This is a genomic window from Dorea sp. BIOML-A1 (assembly GCF_009875615.1).
Classification (GTDB): Bacteria; Bacillota; Clostridia; order Lachnospirales; family Lachnospiraceae; genus Dorea_A; species Dorea_A amylophila.
In genome coordinates this window covers 1-19,137 of the sequence record NZ_WWSA01000046.1, presented here as the reverse complement: position 1 = coordinate 19,137, position 19,137 = coordinate 1, and the positions used below count along the sequence as shown (strand labels likewise).

Below are 19,137 nucleotides of genomic sequence, written 5' to 3'. Positions count from 1 at the left end.
CTCCTTTCCGATTGTAAATCATTCTTCCATGATGCAGCGTCATTCATACAAACTTTTATCGGATGGACGATTGATGCTGGGCAATCTGTGGCACAGATCAGTACAAAAATTCCCAATGCGTTTATAGCCGGAATCATATATTGGTTATTGCTGATATTAGTTGTTGGAATATACGTAGCAGGAACAGGGATACTTGCGATACTGATAGAAATAAAGATTATAGAATTATATAAGAAAAACTGTTGGGATGTTATTACTCTACTAATGATACTGACAAGTGCTGTTGTCATCATTTATTTTGGAGAATCAATCAAAAAAGTAATGCCCATAAATCTTTTGTTTCTTTTATTATTTATACAGGGAATATATCTTGGAATCCGGTGTTATCTGAACACTCTTTACTGGACAAACCGATAAAAGAAAGGGCGGCAGTATTTTACTGTCGCCCTCTGGTTACTTATAAAGATTGGGTATTCTCTCTAATTCTATTGCTATATCCAATGATACTAACCACTAAAGAAATTCTAAAAATCCTGATTATAAATCTATCTTCTAATCTCACTTATGATATTCTCTTTTCCCATCTTCCAAGCCGGAAACATTACTGCCACTACTGCAATCACTACATTCAGCACCATAATTCCATTCAGAACCAGATTCGGAATATTAGTAGTATAATGTAAAAACTGCAGCACATGAGCCAGATAATAATTCATCACTCTGCGAAGAACTCTGTTATAAATAAGATAGATAAATACATCCGCCAACAATCCATACAGAATACCTGTCTGTAAAATCATCTTGTAAAATCCGCCGTCCGTAATCCCTATTGCTCTGATAATCCCGTACTCTCTTCTTCTGGTCAGAATCGTATGACTCATGCTGTTTACGATATGGAACAGGCTGATAATCAGCAGAATCACTGCAATACTGGAAAAGAAGATCTGCTGCTGTCCAAGATAACCTTTCTGTGTTGCAATTGCGGTCGTATAATCCTGCAATACTGCCTTGGGAACATCTCGGATTACTTGTAATAACTGATTGCTCACGATCTTTGCATCCGCACTATCAGCCGGCGATGCATTGATAAAACTATAATCTGTAATTCCAAAGTTTTCTTCCATCTGTTCGCCTGTCATAATCACACTCTGCGCATTTTTCCAGACTTCTGTATTCAGAAAATCTTTCTCCTGCGCCAACGGTCTGTTTACGATTGCCGCAATCTCAAACTCTTTTTCAATATAGTTTTCTTCGCCACTTTGGAATTTTAACAGTTCATCTGTATAGTTTTCTGTCTTTGGTACTCGAAGAGTAATGGTATCGCCCGGCTTCTTTCCATAAAAAAAGTAATTTCCCTGACCGTCCATATTCGCCGTCACAATCACTTGATTATTATTCTTTATTGTTTCCGGCTGAATCTCTCCCTCCAGAATAAAATCCCGAAGCTGTTCTATCATCGCTTCATCGTAACCGTACACATTATATTTAATCCGATAATTTCCATCTTCCTGCTGCTTACAGATCCCATCATATCTCTGGATATAATACGGCTCCTGATTTTGATATTTGAAATAGTCACTCCATTCTTCTTCTGACAAAAATTCGTTTTTGGAAATCTGTAATTCCCCCATCGTATACTTTGTCGCATATACATTCTCTGTTTCCGGCATGTTTTTAATCTTATCTGCTACCGCCTCCGGAATCGTATCCTTCAGCGAGTCAGATTTTAAAGAAATACGGTACTCAGAACCAAGCCCATCATCCGATATCAGCGAAAGTTCTGCGTGAACCTTCAAATTTTCTACCATATAGGTGGTACATAAGAAAATGCAACCGCCGATAGACAAGGATAATAAAATCCCTATTACCTTTCGTTTATTGGCAAACATGAATTTCCGCACCACTACATTTGCCATATTAACATTTCGCATAGCGTATATTTTTCTTCTTTTTACAAAAGAAGTATCTCCACTCATCACAGTTTTCAGCGAATCTTTCCGCATGGAACGAACCACGAGAAAGGCAACGAGTGCTAACGAAATCAGTAGAAATACAAAACCAAACACAACAGCTTCCTTTGAAACAAAAAACTCTACTGTATTTTCTCCTTCTGCTAACGTATGGTCCGCAACAGAAAGACCATTCCCTGCTCCACTGATTCCTTTTCCACCAAATACACCGCTAAATTTCTGATACATAAGGCTTAAAACACCATTTCCTAAAAGACATCCTAACGGATATCCAATGAAAAATAACGTCCAAAGTTCCAAAAGTAAGGTGCCACCAATCTGCGCTTCACTGATACCTAATGTCTGTAATATTCCGTACTCAGAAGTTCTCTTCGATACAGAAATACTGAATACGCTGTAAACTACGAAAAGACTGAACAGACATAACAGGAAAATCATTCCGTTGTAAGCCAGATTGTAGTCGCTCTGCAATTTCAAAACGATATAAGTGAAGTTTCCTTCTTCTTCAAACAGACCAAATTTCACGATTTCAGAAATGCTGCTTGGTGCTTCTCCGCCAAGATACTGTATTACTTCATCATTTTCTGCTACCGATTCAGAAGATAATTTATGTTCCTGTAAAAAAGCATCCAACTGTTTATATAACTTCTCATCTTCATTAAAACTGAGATATAAAAACGTCTGGCTTCCTCGACCTTTAAAAGAATCACTTACAAAAACTTCCATTTCACTGGAACTTGCCGCCCATTCGCTTTTCAGAACACCAGTAACAATATACTCTTTTTCACCAATGCGAAGGGAATCTCCTAAATTCCCTGAAAATCCAAGATTACTAAGCACAAATCCATCCGCTGCAATTTCATTTTCTTTCTCAGGGAATGTTCCTTCCAACAAGTCTCTGTGTGCCATTTGACGATAAGTTTCATCGGCATGGATAAAACAGATCATAAATTCTTCTGCCACAACGTCACGGATTTCCATTTTTCCACACTGTTCCAGCGTATATCCTTTTCCTTTCTCACCGCTTTCTACAGAATTAAAAAGTTCCTTATCCGTTTCAATATAATAATGCCAGTCTCCGTAAATAGTTTTGCTGTTCGCCAGATCACTTTTCTGACTGCTGTAAATCAAAGAAGAAATCCCGGAAAGCAATGATGCTGTTAATAAAATACTCGCAAAAATTGCAAATGTCTGGCTCTTGTAATACCGCATATATTTCCATGCCAGCTTTAACATACGACATCACCGCCTTTTGCCGGAAATCTTCTCTTTCCTGTAACAATCTGACCATCTTCAATATGAATTACTCTGTCGCAAGTCTGTGCAATGGCTTCATTATGCGTTACCATGAGAATCGTCTGATTGTACTTACGACAACTCGTTTTTAATAACCCCATAACCTCAATGGTTGTGGCTGAGTCCAAATTACCTGTCGGTTCATCGCAAAGCAGGATACTCGGTTTATTTGCCAAAGCTCTGGCGATTGCAACTCTTTGCTGCTGACCGCCGGATAATTCGTTTGGATATTTCTTGCGTTTCTCCCAAATGCCCAGTTCCCGCAACAATTCTTCGATATATTTGCGGTTAATATGTTTTCCACAGTCAAATGTAACCGGCAATGCCACGTTATCATACACATTCAACACAGGCATTAAACTATAATTCTGGAATACAAACCCTATATTTCTTCTACGGAAAATCGTCAGTTCTTTTCTTGAAAGAGAACCAATCTCTTTATTCTTTATAAAAATCTGTCCACTTGTCGGATTATCCAGACCACCGATTAAATTAAGACAAGTAGATTTGCCTGAACCAGATGTGCCTACAATGGCAACAAACTCGCCTTCTTCTACTTTTAGATTGATATTCCGTAGTGCCTTTACCTGATTATCTTTTTCTCCATATATTTTCTCAACATTTCGTAATTCTAAAATACTCATCCGTCATCACTCCTCTTTTCTTGATACATCCAGTATAACTGCCGTATCTTGCAATTTCTTTACAAACGGATGATTAGTTCTTACAGTTTTGTAAGAACACAGAAAAACAGCTTCCCTTTCCATACTCGGAATCTACCGTCATATATCCTTTTTCTTTTTCCAAAATCAGATTAGAAAGATACAAACCAATCCCAGAACCTTCCATATTCTCAACTTCTGGGCTTCTATAAAATCGTTTGAATATATCGGTCATTTCCTCCTGCCGGATACCACGCCCATTATCTGCAATCTGAATCTCTGTGTATAAATCATAACTTTTTACACAAATGGAAATAGTTCCTCCTCTATCGGTGTACTTAACAGCATTTTCCAACAAATTTACAAATACTTCTGCTGTCCATTTTCGATTATGATACAGTAATCTGTCCTCAAATGGTTCCAATGTAAAGTTGATTTCCTTTTTTTCCAGTTTCTCATAAAGCGTATCTACTGCGTCTAAAATCGTCTGCTTGATCCCTATTGCTTTTCCTTCAAAGCCATCAATATTTTGCTCCAATTTTACCATCTTCGATAAAGACTCCACAATCCAACTCAGCTTGTCAATCTGTCGTTGCATTTTTTCAGAAAACAATGTTTTCCGTTCTGATGTAATTTCCTCTTTACTTAAGATTTCTGCATAGAGAGAAATATTCGCTAAGGGCGTTTTTAATTGATGAGACATATTAGATACCAGACTTTTCACCTGCTCTTTTTCTTGTTCGGCACTATTCACGTGATTATCAAGCACTTCCTGTATCTGCTTGATTTTACTGACAAGGGCAGAATATTCTCCTTCTTCCACATCAGAAGCTGCAATCATTTCCCGATTTAACACACTGTCCAGCAAACGGTCAATCAGGCGATATGTTTTTCTTTTTTGATATATGCTATATCCAATCGACAAACACAAAAGCACTGCTAAAAGTATCGTAATCCACATCTCTTTATTCCTTCCAGATATATCCGATTCCATGAACTGTTTGAATCCATTTTGGTTTCGATACATCATCCTCTATCTTTGTACGAAGCCTGCTGATATTCACAGACACCGTATTGTTATCTACATATTTTCCATCACTATCCCATATCTTCTCTAAAATCTGCTCCTTAGAAAGGATATGATTCTTATTTTCAATCAAATACACCAACAGACGGTATTCCAATTTGCTAAGAGAGATTTCTGAACCTCTTTTATATACTTTACAAGTACTCTGGTCTATGCTTAATGAACCTGTAACAATCTTTGTACTTTCAGATTTTTCTTGAAGTATCCGCTTCATTCTTGCTTTTAATACACCCAGAGAAAATGGTTTTGACAAGTAATCATTTACCCCTAATTCTAAAGCCTTTATCTCATCCATTTCTGTATCACGAGCAGTCAGCATAATGATTGGGATATTGCTGTAGCTACGAACTTCTTTACAGAGTTCAAAGCCCGTTCCGTCCGGCAGGTTACAATCCAAAAATACAATATCATAACCACCGTTTGCGATTTCTTGTAAACCATCCTTTTTTGTCCCTGTCTCTGTCACATCATATCCATCACCAGAAAAGGAGAAGGAAAGTCCCTCTCTCAAATCAACATCATCTTCAACTATTAGAATTTTATATTTTTCCATCATGTATTTCCTTTATTGCTTCATATCAAATTACTGCTTTTTACTTCATATTTCATTATACAGTAACCACCCTCGTTGTAAAGCAAAAAGCAAGCCATTTCAGACTTGCTTTCCACCATACAGTTTTAAAAATTAAACTCTATTGTAAAATGCGTATTAGCAATCATCTTGCATCTTAAGAACCCTCAAGAAATGAGATAGATCTACAACAATATTTCACTTCTTGCTTAATAAAGTTCTAATGAATCTTCTGCATCCACCCACATCTGTAAATTGCCATCAAGATATAATCTTGCATATTCCAAAGGCTCATCCACAGCCAATGAAGTAAGCGCACATTCTGATCCATATGTGGTTTTTAAATTTTTTTCAGCTTCCCAGCAATCAATGCGAAGCATATATCCGGCACTTGTGTAAACATCAATACTATCGTGGTTTATGTTGTATTCTGCATAAATTGTTCTCATCGTATCTTATCTCCATTTTCTTTTGATAATCAGTTATAAAGTTAAATATCGAAAACATTTCAATCAGTTCACCATGTCGTTATTGTTATATGTTATATTGTGTTATGAAATTTTCTTTCCCTTAATTTTTCCCATATTAAGGTTCATAAAAACCAATGGGAGAATGTAACACAAGGGAAAGAGTAAGGGAAAGTTCACTTGCTACAAACTTAGTATTTTCAAGGGTTTGCGAAGAATTTGATAATCAAATATAACAGTTATTAAATTTCCTAAAATATGTGAAATATCAACTAGAAATTGGCTATTTCGTTGCAACAATACTTATCCAATGATTTTTTGTATTTGAATACGTTTTTATCTCTGTAAAACCTGCTTCTTTCAAAGCAGCAATGAGTTGATCAGATGTGTAAATCTTCATACCATCAATCAACTTTGTCCATTTTTCATCTGCGTCATTCGTTCCGTCAGATTCGTTACAAATCAGGAATGTCCCTCCGTTTTTCAGAACTCGATTTACCTCAAAAAAACATTTTTCCAATCCCGGCCAGAAGTAAACTGTCTCAAAAGCAGAAACATAATCAAAAACCGCATCAGGAAAAGGGATAGCAGAGACATCACCTTGAACCACGCAACATTTCCCTTGTTTAATGGCGGCGGCGTTCAGTTTTTGAGATTCTGCCACACTGACCTTCGAATAATCCATTCCTGTCACATGTCCATTTCCGCATTTGCCCAACCAGGCTACAATATTTGCACCGCCTCCGCAACCAACATCCAGTACCGCAGCGTCCGAATTCACTGAGATATTTGAGAATCCCCATTGTGATAACTTGGCGTGACCGATGTTCATCATCTTCGTCATCAATTTTCCGCCGAAGCCTTGTGGCTTACGAGTATTTTCAAAGAAGTTCATTGCATTATTCCTCCTCTTTAAATTCTAATTTGCAGCATTGCTGCTGTGGGGAAGCAGTGTTCCACTTTATCTGTGGCAGCTGATTCTGGCTTTTCAGTTTGGAAAAGGGGTATCCATTGGAGCAGGGATTATATCAGGACTAATTAGTGCATTGATGCTTACCGGACTTGGAGATTATGTGTGGAAATATGTATTTGTCTGCTGGACGGGTAGAGTACCATATACTTATCTGCAATCTGTATTGGGAGAAACTAGTGTAGGTGAATGGTTGTCATTCATACCAGGTTGCTTAATATTTACAGGGATTAGTATGGTATACTATTTTTGGTGGGTAAACCACTGGGAAGGAAACAGAATATCGGAATAGAATCGAGGGAAACTATGGCAAAAATACTGGCAGTTGATGATGAACCGGCAATTTTGGAAATGATAGAAAGCATTTTGAATAAGGATGGACATCTGGTTACCAAAGTAAGTAATCCACTAAAAATTAATATGGAAGAATTACATCGTTATGACCTGATTTTACTGGACATTATGATGCCTGGAATTGATGGCTTCGAATTATGCAAAAGAATTAGGATACTTGTGGATTGTCCGATTTTGTTTCTTACGGCAAAAACGGAGGAAAACAGTCTGGTAAACGGACTTTCTTTAGGAGCAGATGATTATATTTCAAAGCCATTTGGAGTGATGGAACTTCGGGCAAGGATCAATGCACATCTTAGAAGAGAGCACAGGGAACATTCTGTCCGGATGGTTTTAGGGAGGGTCTGTATTCAAATATCTCAAAAGAAACTATTGGTTGATGATAAGGAACTTCCTCTTACGAAAGCGGAGTACGAAATCTGTGAATTTCTGGCTAAAAACAGAGGACAGGTTTTCTCGAAGGAACAGATATTGGAAGCGGTCTTTGGCTTTGACAATGAGAGTAATGACAGTACTATAATCACGCATATCAAAAATATAAGAGCAAAATTTGCGGATTATGATTATACACCGATAAAAACAGTCTGGGGGATTGGATATAAATGGGAAGAGTAAAGAGAAGCAATGCACTCAGCAGGATTTTTATGAGATATGTACTGGTCATGCTTGGATCATTAGTAGGTTTGGTGATTGTTGCTTATCTGCTGCTGTACCTTTTGATTAGTGTGGGCTGTATCTATCCGGCAAATTATGCAGAGCAAAAGATTAATGAAGCATATGATACGATTCTACGTGCAGATAAAGTGACTGCTGAGATGATTCCCGCACTTTGTGATTATGTAATCTTTTCAGAGAATGGAGAGAAAATAGGTGGAGATCTGTCAGAACAATACGAACAGATAGCATGGAATGTTGCAAAGTACGGAAACGCATCCGGGAAATATTTTTATAAAGTAATTGTAAGGGAAAATGAATATGTTGTATTGCAATATCGCCTGACACCTCAATATCATTCAGCTTTTTTGAGGGAGCATTTTATAGGACCACAGAATGTGATGATTATTATGTCAGTGATTGGAGCGGTAGCGATTATCATCATTCCGTCCATACGTTTTGGAAAAAGAATCAAAAAGCAGATGCAGCCTGTATTAGACGCAATCAGACAAATAAAGGATCAAAATCTGGAATATGAGACATCCTGTTCCGGTATCAAAGAGTTTGATGACTGTTTATCGGCAATCGATGATATGCGAGATGCATTGCGAGAATCTTTAGAAAAGCAGTGGAAAACAGAGCAGGAAAAGAAACAACAGATGTCTGCTTTGGCGCATGATATTAAAACACCTCTTACGATTGTACGGGGAAATGCAGAACTACTTTCAGAGACTGAACTGACCACAGAACAGAAGAATAATATCACTTATGTTTTGAACGGCACAACACAGATACAAAGTTATGTAAAACAGTTGATAGATGTCACAAAATCATGGAATTGCAGTGATGTTACCTATACAACGGTGAGGTTAGAAGATTTTTTCGCAGATATAAAGGAACAGGCACTCGGACTGGTAGAAATCTATCACCAGAAAATAGATTGGAAGGCGGGACAAAGTGATAAAAAAGTAACGATTGCTTATGATCCAATGTTCCGGGCCGTAATGAATATGATTCAGAATGCAGTGGAGCATACAAAAGAAAATGGAATCATTTATATTGACGCAAAGGAGCAGGATGGCCGGCTGACATTCATTGTGGAGGATAGCGGATCAGGATTTACAAAAGAAGCATTATTGCATGGCACAGAGCAGTTTTTTATGGATGACACAAGTAGAAATGGCGAAGCCCATTATGGGATGGGACTATTTTTTGCAAAAACTGTGGCTGAAAAATATGGTGGAGGTATTAAACTTTCAAATTCTGAAAATACAGGTGGGGCGAGGGTAGAAATATTTTTCCTGAGTAGTCAAGAAACAAGCTAAATAGACCGCAATTAAGCTATGTAAAAGAAATTTTACATGCTTTTATCTAATATGTAAAAGCCTTTTGATAGACATTACTACTACGTTTGCTGTAATCTCATGGAAGAAGGAGGCATACAGAATTATGATAGCTGATAAAATTAAAAATGCTCGTACTATTCTTTATTACATAACTATCATTATAGTTGGGATTATATGCACATATAAGAAGAGAATAATATAACTTTTGTTATGATATCAAATGATTTTTTCATTTAATATAACATTGCATTGGATGAAAAAATGTGTTTGGAGATGAAAACATAATCGAATTGAAGGTTGACGATTCAAACATAAAAAGAGCTGGGTGGCATCTACCCAGCTCAATCTTCTACATGCATTAAATGCAGATGTTTTGATCTGCGGTAGAAGCTTTTATCAATGAAACACTTGAGTATAATCCGGATGGATTGATTATTTTTCTTTCGCTGCTTGTCGAAAGTGATGGATAGAATGTATAATATTGTTAATGATCCAGAGATATTTATTTTGGAAACAGCTTAATCAATTTGGAGGTATAAAATGAAAGCACATAAGCATTGGTCAATCGGAGCGTTAATTACTATGATTGGAACTTTCTATACTGGATATAAAGGATCCAAATCAGGTCATAGGTATTTTGCGTGTAGCACTCTTATATGTATGATCATGTCTATGTATACGGGACATAAAATGATTTCAGGTAATAAAAGAACAAGAAAACAGGTGGAAAATACAAAAGCGGAGGAATAGTAAATGTTAGAGTTAGGAATAAAAGCACCGGATTTTGAATTGCCGGATCAGAACGGAGAAGTGCATAAATTAAGTGATTATTTAGGTAAAAAAATAATTTTATATTTTTATCCAAAGGATAATACACCAGGATGTACGAAGCAGGCATGTGGCTTTTCTGAGCGTTATCCACAGTTTACTGAGAAGGGAGCTGTTATTCTCGGAGTAAGCAAGGACTCTGTAGCGTCTCACAAGAGATTTGAAGAAAAATACGGACTGGCATTTACGCTATTAGCAGATCCGGAGCGTAAAGTTATTGAAGCATATGATGTCTGGAAAGAAAAGAAAAATTATGGAAAAGTATCTATGGGTGTAGTAAGAACTACATATCTTATTGATGAGCAGGGAATCATTATAAAGGCAAATGATAAAGTCAAGGCGGCAGATGATCCTGAAAATATGCTTAAGGAATTGGCATAATGAAGATTATTTTATCACCTGCAAAAAAGATGATTGTAGATACCGATAACTTAGCACCGGTTGAGCTGCCTGTCTATATTGATAAGACAGCAGAAGTATTAAACTGGATGAAAAGCAAATCAAAAGAAGAACTGAAAGCTATATGGAAATGTAATGACAAGATTGCAGAGCAGAACTTTAACAGATTGGAAAATATGGATCTTTATAACAGGCTTACTCCGGCTGTTTTAGCATATGAAGGGATTGCATTTCAATATATGGCACCATCTGTGTTTGAAATCCAGCAGTTTGAGTATTTGCAAAATCATTTAAGAATCTTGTCTGCGTTTTATGGCATTTTAAAACCAATGGATGGTGTGACTCCTTATCGTCTTGAAATGCAGGCAAAGGTTGGAATTGGAGATGCAAAAAATCTGTATGAGTACTGGGGAGAATTGTTATACCACTCAGTAATCGATGACAGTAGGATTATCATTAATCTTGCATCAAAAGAATACTCAAAATGTATAGAAAAGTATCTGACACCACAGGACAGATATATTACGATTGTATTTTGTGAGTTATCCGGAGATAAATTGGTAACAAAAGGTACCTATGCCAAGATGGCTCGTGGTGAAATGGTCAGATTCATAGCGGAAAATAATATTGAAAATCCGGTGGAGATTCAGAAATTTGACAGACTCGGATATTCGTTTAGGTCTGATTTATCGTCAGATTCAGAATATGTATTTGAACGCAAAATAAAATAGTTATTCAGGTAAAAGATGCTCAGTTTGGCATCTTTTATAATAATGAGAAGACATGTTACGGCAAATGAAGTGTATGAATTTATAAAAGAAGCATATCCAACAATTGGAAAAGGAACTGTATATAGAAATCTTGATATATTGGTAGAGGAAGGTGCATTAAGAAAGGTTGAAGTTCCGGATGGACCGAACAGATTTTATTTTACATTGAAAAATCATTACCATGTAAGATGTATAAAGTGCGGTGAAATTTTTGATGTGGATATGGATCAAATACCGGATTTGCTGGAAAGAATTCATAACACTCATGGAATTGAATTTGTGGATTATGATATTTCATTTAAAGGCATTTGCCCGAAATGCAGGGAGAAGGTAAAGGAGGAACAGCATGGATAGGAAAGCAATGTATAAGTTGAGTTATGGACTGTTTATATTGACCGCTAAAGAAGCAGAAAAAGATAACGGATGCATCATTAATACAGCCATTCAGGCAGCTTCGGAACCAAACCAGTTAAGTATCTGTGTAAATAAGGCAAATTATACGCATGATATGATTCAAAGAATTGGAAAATTTACTGTATCAGTCTTAAGTCAGAAGGCACAATTTGAATTGTTCAAACATTTTGGCTTCCAATCAGGAAGAGATACCAATAAGTTTGAAGCATTTGAGCAGTGTGCCAGGGGAACAAATGGTATTTATTATATTACAGAAGGTACAAATGCATACATTTCCGTGACAGTTACTAAAACAGAGGACTTGGGTTCACATACGATGTTTATCGGTGAGATAACCGATATGGAAGTTTTAAGCAATGTTCCTTCAGTAACATATGATTATTATCAGAATAATATTAAGCCTAAGCCACAGGAGGTTGGAAAAACAGAGGACAGTCAGACAATATGGCGTTGCAGAATTTGCGGATATGAATATGTAGGAGAGGAATTACCAGATGACTTTATATGTCCTTTGTGCAAGCACCCGGCATCAGATTTTGAAAAAGTAGTAAAGAAAACGGAGGTAAAAGAGATGGCAGCAAACAAATATGCAGGAACACAGACAGAGAAGAATTTACAGCAGGCATTTGCAGGGGAATCACAGGCAAGAAATAAGTATACCTATTTTGCTTCTGTAGCGAAAAAGGAAGGTTACGAGCAGATGTCAGCATTGTTTTTAAAGACTGCAGATAATGAGAAAGAACATGCAAAGATGTGGTTCAAGGAATTAGCAGGAATTGGTGATACAAAGGAAAACCTGGCGGCAGCGGCAGAAGGCGAAAATTATGAGTGGACAGATATGTATGATGGCTTTGCTAAAACAGCTGAGGAAGAAGGATTCCCTGAGCTTGCAGCAAAATTTAGAGCAGTAGGAGAAATTGAAAAGCACCATGAGGAGAGATATCGTGCACTTCTTAAGAACATTGAAACTGCTCAGGTGTTTGAGAAGAGCGAAGTGAAGGTATGGGAATGCCGTAACTGTGGACATATTGTAGTCGGAACAAAGGCTCCAGAGGTATGCCCGGTATGCGATCATCCGCAGAGTTATTTTGAAGTACGTGCAGAGAATTATTAAGGGAGAATATATTGAATGGATTACATTAAATACCAATCAGGGCGTTTATAGAAAACAGTTAAATCCAGGACAGGAGCCGGTTGCAGATTTCTGTCTTTGTGACGGAGAGCAGGTGGAGGAAGTATATGCATACTGCAATTTACATGGATTATGGAAATGTTAAAATAAACTTTGTACATACGAATACTATAGAGAAAACGTAATATTGAACAAAAAAGAAATGCACAGTTCTTAGCTTATCGTGAACTGTGCATTTTTGTAAATAAATACTTTTAATTAGCCGATTACGGCATCCTCTGCTGTAAAATGTTCCAGAGAATTTTCTTTTACCTGAATGCAGATATAAGTAATTCCGGAAACATCGGATGCAAAAAACTGACGCTTTGCAGCAGGTGCGATTTTTAGCCAGTCTCCAGTTGAAAGACTGATTTCTTCTCCATCAATTATGGCTTTGCCTTTACCTGAAAGAATTCCATAGATTTCTTCATTTTCTTTATGAGAATGAACAAATGGGACATTTGCTCCTGCAGGTAGTTTGTTTAAACTGATTTCTGCACCTGTTAATGACAACTTTTCATGCAGCTCAATTCGGTTTTCATTTCCAATAGTTGTTTTTGTGTAATTTGCCATAATAGTACCTCCATAGTTAATTTGTAGTTTCTGGTTGCTTGGTATTAGTATAGTGTGAGACACATACAAAAACAAGTACGCACCTTTTTGTAACTGTACACTCAAAAATGAATGTGTTACAATAGACTCGGAGGTGAGAATTATGCGAGCAAAAGAAGAATTACCGGAATGCCCAGTTGCAACAGCAGTATCTCTCATCGGAGGAAAATGGAAACTGCTGATTTTGCGTAACTTGAAAGAGCGTCCATGGAGATTCAATGAGCTACAACGAAGTATAGATGGTATTTCACAAAAGGTTTTGACAGATAGTTTAAGACAAATGATGAGTGATGGGCTGGCATATCGCCACGATTACCATGAGCAGCCACCGAGAGTTGAATACGGCTTAACGGAACTCGGAACAAAAATGCTTCCAATTGTTAATTCACTTGCTGACTTTGGTAACTACTATAAATCAATTATTGAACAGAATTAAGGACGTTAGTATTTGAAAAGCTCGAACAATTCCAGTTGATATTTCACATATTTTAGGAAATTTAATAACTGTTATATTTAATTATCAAATTCTTCGCAAACCCTTGAAAATACTAAGTTTGTAGCAAGTGAGCTTTCCCTTACTCTTTCCCTTGTGTTATATTCTCACATTGGTTTTCATGAACCTTAATATGGGAAAAAATAAGGGAAAGAAAATTTCATAACACAGTATAACAATAACGACATGGTGAACTGATTGAAATGTTTTCGATATTTAACTCTATAACTGATTATTAAAAGAAAATGGAGATAAGATACGATGAGAACAATTTATGCAGAATACAACATAAATCACGATAGTATTGATGTTTACACAAGTGCCGGATATATGCTTCGCATTGATTGCTGGAAAGCTGAAAAAAATCTAAAAACCACATACGGATCAGAATGTGCGCTTACTTCATTGGCTGTGGATGAGCCTTTGGAATATGCAAGATTATATCTTGAGGGTAATTTACAGATGTGGGTAGATGCAGAAGACTCACTAGAGTTATAATTCTTATCCATATAAATAATATGCAAATATATATCCCATCAATATAGCGAATATACTGAAGTAAAAGTATCTTTATAATCAATTTTAACCAAAAGAATATGTTCTTAGAGGAGGTGTCTCCCGAAAGAACATATTCTTCTATTATGGGTATTATAAATATAGAACATGCTTTTCTTGTGCTACAATTTCTTCACTATGAGTTACAACAATAACTGTTTTTCCCTGTTCACTTAACTCATGCAATATATTCATAACAATCTCACTATTTTTTTTGTCTAAGGAACCAGTTGGTTCGTCTGCTAATACAATCGAACATTTCTTTAGCATTAAACGAGCTAACGCAACTCTCTGCTGTTCGCCACCAGATAATTGATAGACTTTTTTGTTAATTACTTTCTGTAAACCAACTTTTTCAAGAGCTTCATTTATTAAAATATCCGTTCTACCTGATTTTTTTATTATTTCTAGATTTTCTTTTACTGTTTTGTTTTCCAAAAGGGCAAAATTTTGAAATAAAAATCCAACAACTTCTTTGAAATATTTCTGCTTTTTTCCTTTTTTTGTCACATCAAAACCATTCACAATAATAGAACCTTTGTCAGGAGTTTCAATACCTCCAATCATATTAAGTAAAGTACTTTTTCCGCATCCACTTTCGCCACTAATTACCAAAAAACTGCTATCTGGAATTTCCAAATGAAAATTTTTGAACAAAATTTTATCATTATATGCTTTGCATAGATTTTCAATTATTATCATAAGCAACCTCCTTTTAATGATTTCGGTATGTTTGTTTTTTCAACAATTGTGATATTAAAGAAAATAATTGTAAATTCTATTAGTGCCATAAATGAACTAACAAGAATGCTAATTCCTACTTCAGTCTGTACCGATAATAAAGAATAGATAAGCATACCTACTAATATCACAAAATTTTCCACTACAATCATTTTAAGAAGTGTTTTGTGCCGTTCAAATAAACTATATCCAAAGATTTTCATCAAGGAAATTTTCATTGCATTTTCTCGGAACTCTAGTCTACTTACGGTAACAATAATCATAATATTTAAAAGCAATACAATCGTACAAAGAGAACTTAAAAATCCCACGAGTTTTATTAAAAATGTGTGATTATATAAATACTGTTCATGTACGTTTGTAATTACTAGCTGATAATTTCCAAGCATATCTTCATACTTTTTGCTGATATTTCTTAGCTGTTTTTCATCACATTGAAATAAAACTGCTCCTGCTTTATAGCTTTCAAGATACCCACCATTGACTGCTAAATCTTTGTTTGCCTGATAAATAATTATCGGATTTTTGCTTTTTTCGATACCATTTATTCTACTTGTATCTAAATAGGAAAAGTATTCTGTTTCGCTATACTCTATGTACTGAATATTTAATTGTTGTAAATTATCATGATTTAAAACATGGCTCAAGGAGTCATAGGCTAATTGCTTGTTTTTAGCAAAATATCTATTCTTTGGAATGAAAATAATCAAATCAGAAGATTCATTCTCTACTGCATTTATCTGCTTCGTAAAACCTTGTAACATATCTTTTGCATGATTATTTACATATATCACATCATTTTTATCATTTAAAATATTCAAGCATATTACAGGCTTTAATGTGTTATATTCATTCTTGTATAGTTTATTCCAAAAAGCTTCTTCTTTTTCAGCATTAAAATCAGTAGTCTTTACGGTAAAATAATTTGCATCATAATATTCTTCTAACAAATGTTCATTTGTAAATAGGTTATTATGAATACTACTAATATTAGTGATAATTGTAAAAACAGCGGCTACCCCTGCTATAAATTTTAACGAATAAATTAAAAAATCCACTCCTCTTTTGTGTGTTGCATTTGCGAATGCCTTTCTAATATCAAAAAAGCAAAAAGAACAATATGGAATAGTGGAAAGAATAATTCCAATGGAATATAAAATTGTGACGAGTCTATTCTCATATGCTCCCGATATATAATTTGACAGCAATATTTTTGCAACAATAAATAATGCAATGTCAAAAGTTACATCGAATAAAGCAGCCTTAAATGCTATGAAACCAGCACTTTCTCCTAAGGAAACTCGTACAACAACCTCTTTTTTTCGCCTAACCACTTCAATTACATTTAGAACAATCATCAATGCAATAATCATACCCCATATAATAAAAATCATGTCCTTTTCCGTAGAATTCCAATATTCTGGATAAGTTAAGCTATATTTTTCTGATAATTTCTGATATGCAGAGATAATATTGTCCTCATTTCCTATGTATGAGATAAAGTTTTCATAACCCACAGAGGTACTTTGCAATTCTGAGAGATTATGAAATTTTACTTTCGTAATTCCGGAAACTAAAGCGGTATATTCTGATTCTTCTATGTTTGCAGTATTTTTTAATGTTTGTCTGATTACTTTATCATCGCCATAAATATGAAGTGTTGAAAGGTATTTATTATTGATTTCATTGTACTGAGAAAAAATATGTACATCATTCTCCGTTGCAGTTTCTGATACATCTTTCAGAAACTGCGACATATCTTCACTAGCAACTTCATAGCGTGATGACGTAAAATATGCTGTAGAAAAGTTCCAAAGCTGATCTTGAAATATTTCAGATTGCATAAGTATTCCAAAAATCAGGAAACAAAACAAACATAAGTTTTTAATTGCTTTCATTTATTTCAACCCCAGATTCCATACTTTATTTGCTTTTTCAAATATCGTAGTCAATATTGTGCTATTTTCATCAACAATCCATTGATCTTCTTGATCTTCAGCTTTTTTGCTACTTGACAACATAATTTGAGTATTCAAATCCTTATAGTCATTAAATAGCACGCCTTGACTTATTCCTTGGTGAAATGGTTTTATCCAAATAATTAGTGCATATCGAACATCTGACTCAGCTATCGCAAGATTTCCATTCCAAAGCAAATAATCAGGGACAGACACACTATACTGGAATCCATCTTTATCTGTGTAAATTTTTACTCCAGATTCTTCTATTTCAGGGAAGTCTTTCTGAAATTCGTTATATGGTTTATAACTCCCGAAGTACCAAAATAAATTATAGCAACAGAACAAAATAACCAAAACAATTCCTATATATTTTATTTTTTTCTTCATTTATATACACTCCACAAAAAAGAGTGGTTGGAATTCCAACCACTCAGCCATTATCCCGAACCTTTGTTTAGTAGCTATTACCGTAGGTAATACTATTTCCTTTATGAGCAACCTCAATTTTAGACCAATTACCTTTACCAACATTTGAACCCGAAAAAGAACCATTTCCATTTTTGACATATGCGTAATGATCTTTAGTTGAATGATATGCGTGTGCATAATCTTCATTAATAGCAAGAGTATTATAACCATAAGTCAAAACACCTTTTCCGCCATCAGATGTAGTGCTCAATTCCCACTTTTTATCAAATGTCTTATTCCCGTTTGTAACAGAAAATGCCATTACTGGAATTGATGAAGAAATTAACATTGCACTAATAGCTACCCCTACAATCACTTTCTTTGCTCTCATAAGTTTTACCTCATTTGATCTGCTGTATTTCTATTTATATTTTATCAAATATTTTGTATCTAGTCAATCAGTATCTTGACTTATATAGCGTCGAATTGTAAGATATATTCCTTGTAAAATTAACCAAAAGAACAACAGATTTATTGATAATGCTTTTTTAATTACTTCTCCAAAATAAATGATGACAGCCGCACTTGTCAGTATCATCAGTAGGGTAATAACATCCCAACAGTTTTTCTTATATAATTCTATAACCTTTATTTCTATCAGTATCGCCAGTATTCCTGTCCCTGCCACACATATTCCCACAACCAATATCAGCAATAACCAATATATGATTCCGGCTATAATCTCATTTGGAATTTTTGTGCTGATTTGTGCCACAGATTGCCCGGCATCAATCGTCCAACCAATAAAAGTTTGTATGAATGATGCTGCATCATGGAAGAATGATTTGCAATCGGAAAGGAACACATCTGACTGTACTGCCTGAAAAAGAGTGGTTGTCAGCGAATACCATGCAAGAAGGAACAAGGTTGTTTGGAACATTACCGTTTTTGCTTTATATTGTCCTGCAAGTTGCTCTTTTTGTGTTTCGTATCTTGCTTTTGCATTCTGATAGGCTGTCCGGTCACAGGCTTCGCATTTTTTATAGAGTACCGGCTTTTCTACCGGTATCTCTACGATTTTCTGATGTGTCCGGGCATAATCCCGTTGTTGTGTTAAGCATCGTATTTTATCTTGACATTCCCCGATCATGACGTTTGCGCTTCGCAGCTTCTCTTTCTCGATCTGCAATGCTCTGTCTGCCAGCTTCAAGTCGTTCTTTAATGCTTGAATATTCCCGGCTTTGTTCTCTTTGTTTAATTTCTCGTTCAAGGTCAGAGATTCGCTGAGCTGCGTCTTCAGTTCCTCGATAAGCTGGTCTTTCTGTTCCAGTTCTTCTTGTATCTCCTCGGTCAAGAGCAGAAGTTCTTCCAACTGTTCGGCGTTCTTTGATTCTCTGGATTCGTTCAT

22 protein-coding genes and 4 pseudogenes are annotated in these 19,137 nt (G+C 35.7%); 13 read left to right on the top strand and 13 right to left on the bottom strand.

Going from position 1 to position 19,137, the window contains the following annotated elements:
• The coding region (locus GT508_RS13700) for a DUF6040 family protein (protein WP_243144130.1) at nucleotides 1–417 on the top strand (417 nt) is incomplete at its 5' end.
• A 128-nt stretch (nucleotides 418–545) separates the two neighbouring features.
• On the opposite strand, the gene GT508_RS13695 is transcribed toward GT508_RS13700, so the two are convergent.
• The 6 genes from GT508_RS13695 to GT508_RS13670 all read right to left on the bottom strand — a co-directional run bounded on the left by GT508_RS13695 (nucleotide 546) and on the right by GT508_RS13670 (nucleotide 6,948).
• Nucleotides 546–3,206, bottom strand: coding sequence for an ABC transporter permease (locus GT508_RS13695; protein WP_008707471.1), 2,661 nt, complete (start codon nucleotides 3,204–3,206; stop codon nucleotides 546–548).
• Nucleotides 3,200–3,910 (bottom strand): ABC transporter ATP-binding protein, encoded by a 711-nt coding sequence (locus GT508_RS13690; RefSeq protein ID WP_008707470.1) that lies wholly within the window; start codon nucleotides 3,908–3,910, stop codon nucleotides 3,200–3,202. Before GT508_RS13690 ends, GT508_RS13695 begins: the two co-directional genes overlap by 7 nt.
• Before the next feature lie 73 nt (nucleotides 3,911–3,983).
• On the bottom strand, nucleotides 3,984–4,889 hold the full coding sequence (locus tag GT508_RS13685; RefSeq protein ID WP_055066700.1) for a sensor histidine kinase: 906 nt from the start codon (nucleotides 4,887–4,889) through the stop codon (nucleotides 3,984–3,986).
• A gap of 4 nt (nucleotides 4,890–4,893) precedes the next feature.
• Nucleotides 4,894–5,568 (bottom strand): response regulator transcription factor, encoded by a 675-nt coding sequence (locus GT508_RS13680; protein WP_008707461.1) that lies wholly within the window; start codon nucleotides 5,566–5,568, stop codon nucleotides 4,894–4,896.
• A 227-nt stretch (nucleotides 5,569–5,795) separates the two neighbouring features.
• Nucleotides 5,796–6,035 carry a DUF6061 family protein gene (locus tag GT508_RS13675; RefSeq protein WP_020994096.1) on the bottom strand — a complete coding sequence of 80 codons (240 nt, stop codon included), beginning with the start codon at nucleotides 6,033–6,035 and terminating at the stop codon, nucleotides 5,796–5,798.
• A 301-nt stretch (nucleotides 6,036–6,336) separates the two neighbouring features.
• On the bottom strand, nucleotides 6,337–6,948 hold the full coding sequence (locus GT508_RS13670; protein ID WP_161144462.1) for a class I SAM-dependent methyltransferase: 612 nt from the start codon (nucleotides 6,946–6,948) through the stop codon (nucleotides 6,337–6,339).
• A gap of 28 nt (nucleotides 6,949–6,976) precedes the next feature.
• On the opposite strand from GT508_RS13670, the pseudogene GT508_RS14770 reads away from it, so the two are divergent.
• From GT508_RS14770 to GT508_RS15105, 10 genes and pseudogenes are all read left to right on the top strand, one after another.
• A pseudogene (locus GT508_RS14770) lies at nucleotides 6,977–7,315 on the top strand (lantibiotic immunity ABC transporter MutG family permease subunit); the annotation flags it as partial.
• A 14-nt stretch (nucleotides 7,316–7,329) separates the two neighbouring features.
• Nucleotides 7,330–7,992: a response regulator transcription factor gene (locus tag GT508_RS13660; protein WP_005359225.1), complete on the top strand. Its 663-nt coding sequence runs from the start codon at nucleotides 7,330–7,332 to the stop codon at nucleotides 7,990–7,992.
• Entirely contained in the window at nucleotides 7,980–9,356 is a 1,377-nt protein-coding gene (locus GT508_RS13655; protein WP_106493119.1) for a sensor histidine kinase, read from the top strand. The genes GT508_RS13660 and GT508_RS13655 overlap by 13 nt, the downstream gene beginning before the upstream one ends.
• A gap of 561 nt (nucleotides 9,357–9,917) precedes the next feature.
• A complete protein-coding gene (locus GT508_RS14765) occupies nucleotides 9,918–10,127 on the top strand; it encodes a DUF6219 family protein (RefSeq protein WP_055195471.1) in 210 nt (69 codons plus the stop codon).
• Nucleotides 10,128–10,130: 3 nt separating this feature from the next.
• Complete coding sequence (gene bcp / locus GT508_RS13645) at nucleotides 10,131–10,586, top strand: thioredoxin-dependent thiol peroxidase (protein ID WP_026648211.1); 456 nt, start codon at nucleotides 10,131–10,133, stop codon at nucleotides 10,584–10,586.
• Nucleotides 10,586–11,335: a peroxide stress protein YaaA gene (yaaA, locus tag GT508_RS13640; protein ID WP_161144461.1), complete on the top strand. Its 750-nt coding sequence runs from the start codon at nucleotides 10,586–10,588 to the stop codon at nucleotides 11,333–11,335. Before bcp ends, yaaA begins: the two co-directional genes overlap by 1 nt.
• Nucleotides 11,336–11,350: 15 nt before the next feature.
• The gene (locus GT508_RS13635; RefSeq protein WP_161144460.1) at nucleotides 11,351–11,728 is read left to right on the top strand and encodes a Fur family transcriptional regulator; all 378 of its coding nucleotides are present in this window, start codon (nucleotides 11,351–11,353) and stop codon (nucleotides 11,726–11,728) included.
• Nucleotides 11,721–12,341, top strand: a pseudogene (locus GT508_RS15115) (flavin reductase); the annotation flags it as partial. The gene GT508_RS13635 and the pseudogene GT508_RS15115, both read left to right, overlap by 8 nt.
• Nucleotides 12,342–12,359: 18 nt before the next feature.
• On the top strand, nucleotides 12,360–12,902 hold the full coding sequence (rbr, locus tag GT508_RS15110; RefSeq protein WP_243144131.1) for a rubrerythrin: 543 nt from the start codon (nucleotides 12,360–12,362) through the stop codon (nucleotides 12,900–12,902).
• A gap of 7 nt (nucleotides 12,903–12,909) precedes the next feature.
• Nucleotides 12,910–13,065 (top strand): annotated as a pseudogene (locus GT508_RS15105) (desulfoferrodoxin family protein); the annotation flags it as partial.
• 113 nt (nucleotides 13,066–13,178) lie between these two features.
• Here the strand turns inward: GT508_RS15105 and GT508_RS13620 are convergent.
• On the bottom strand, nucleotides 13,179–13,532 hold the full coding sequence (locus GT508_RS13620) for a cupin domain-containing protein (protein WP_028087395.1): 354 nt from the start codon (nucleotides 13,530–13,532) through the stop codon (nucleotides 13,179–13,181).
• A gap of 142 nt (nucleotides 13,533–13,674) precedes the next feature.
• Here GT508_RS13620 and GT508_RS13615 point away from each other — a divergent pair, with 142 nt between their 5' ends.
• Together GT508_RS13615 and GT508_RS13610 are read left to right on the top strand one after the other, a co-directional pair.
• Nucleotides 13,675–14,007, top strand: a complete 333-nt coding sequence (locus GT508_RS13615; protein ID WP_008373705.1) for a winged helix-turn-helix transcriptional regulator — start codon at nucleotides 13,675–13,677, stop codon at nucleotides 14,005–14,007.
• A 318-nt stretch (nucleotides 14,008–14,325) separates the two neighbouring features.
• Nucleotides 14,326–14,562: a DUF6061 family protein gene (locus tag GT508_RS13610; protein WP_004843528.1), complete on the top strand. Its 237-nt coding sequence runs from the start codon at nucleotides 14,326–14,328 to the stop codon at nucleotides 14,560–14,562.
• A 150-nt stretch (nucleotides 14,563–14,712) separates the two neighbouring features.
• On the opposite strand, the gene GT508_RS13605 is transcribed toward GT508_RS13610, so the two are convergent.
• From GT508_RS13605 to GT508_RS13580, 6 genes and pseudogenes are all read right to left on the bottom strand, one after another.
• A complete protein-coding gene (locus GT508_RS13605; RefSeq protein WP_004843527.1) occupies nucleotides 14,713–15,321 on the bottom strand; it encodes an ATP-binding cassette domain-containing protein in 609 nt (202 codons plus the stop codon).
• Nucleotides 15,318–17,258, bottom strand: a complete 1,941-nt coding sequence (locus GT508_RS13600) for a DUF1430 domain-containing protein (RefSeq protein WP_004843526.1) — start codon at nucleotides 17,256–17,258, stop codon at nucleotides 15,318–15,320. Before GT508_RS13600 ends, GT508_RS13605 begins: the two co-directional genes overlap by 4 nt.
• Complete coding sequence (locus GT508_RS13595) at nucleotides 17,259–17,708, bottom strand: hypothetical protein (RefSeq protein ID WP_004843525.1); 450 nt, start codon at nucleotides 17,706–17,708, stop codon at nucleotides 17,259–17,261.
• A 67-nt stretch (nucleotides 17,709–17,775) separates the two neighbouring features.
• Nucleotides 17,776–18,120, bottom strand: a complete 345-nt coding sequence (mdcF, locus tag GT508_RS13590) for a broad-spectrum bacteriocin mediterrocin MdcF (protein ID WP_005608346.1) — start codon at nucleotides 18,118–18,120, stop codon at nucleotides 17,776–17,778.
• A gap of 63 nt (nucleotides 18,121–18,183) precedes the next feature.
• Nucleotides 18,184–18,879 carry a DUF6040 family protein gene (locus tag GT508_RS13585; protein ID WP_161144463.1) on the bottom strand — a complete coding sequence of 232 codons (696 nt, stop codon included), beginning with the start codon at nucleotides 18,877–18,879 and terminating at the stop codon, nucleotides 18,184–18,186.
• A pseudogene (locus GT508_RS13580) lies at nucleotides 18,857–19,137 on the bottom strand (MobA/MobL family protein); the annotation flags it as partial. The pseudogene GT508_RS13580 and the gene GT508_RS13585, both read right to left, overlap by 23 nt.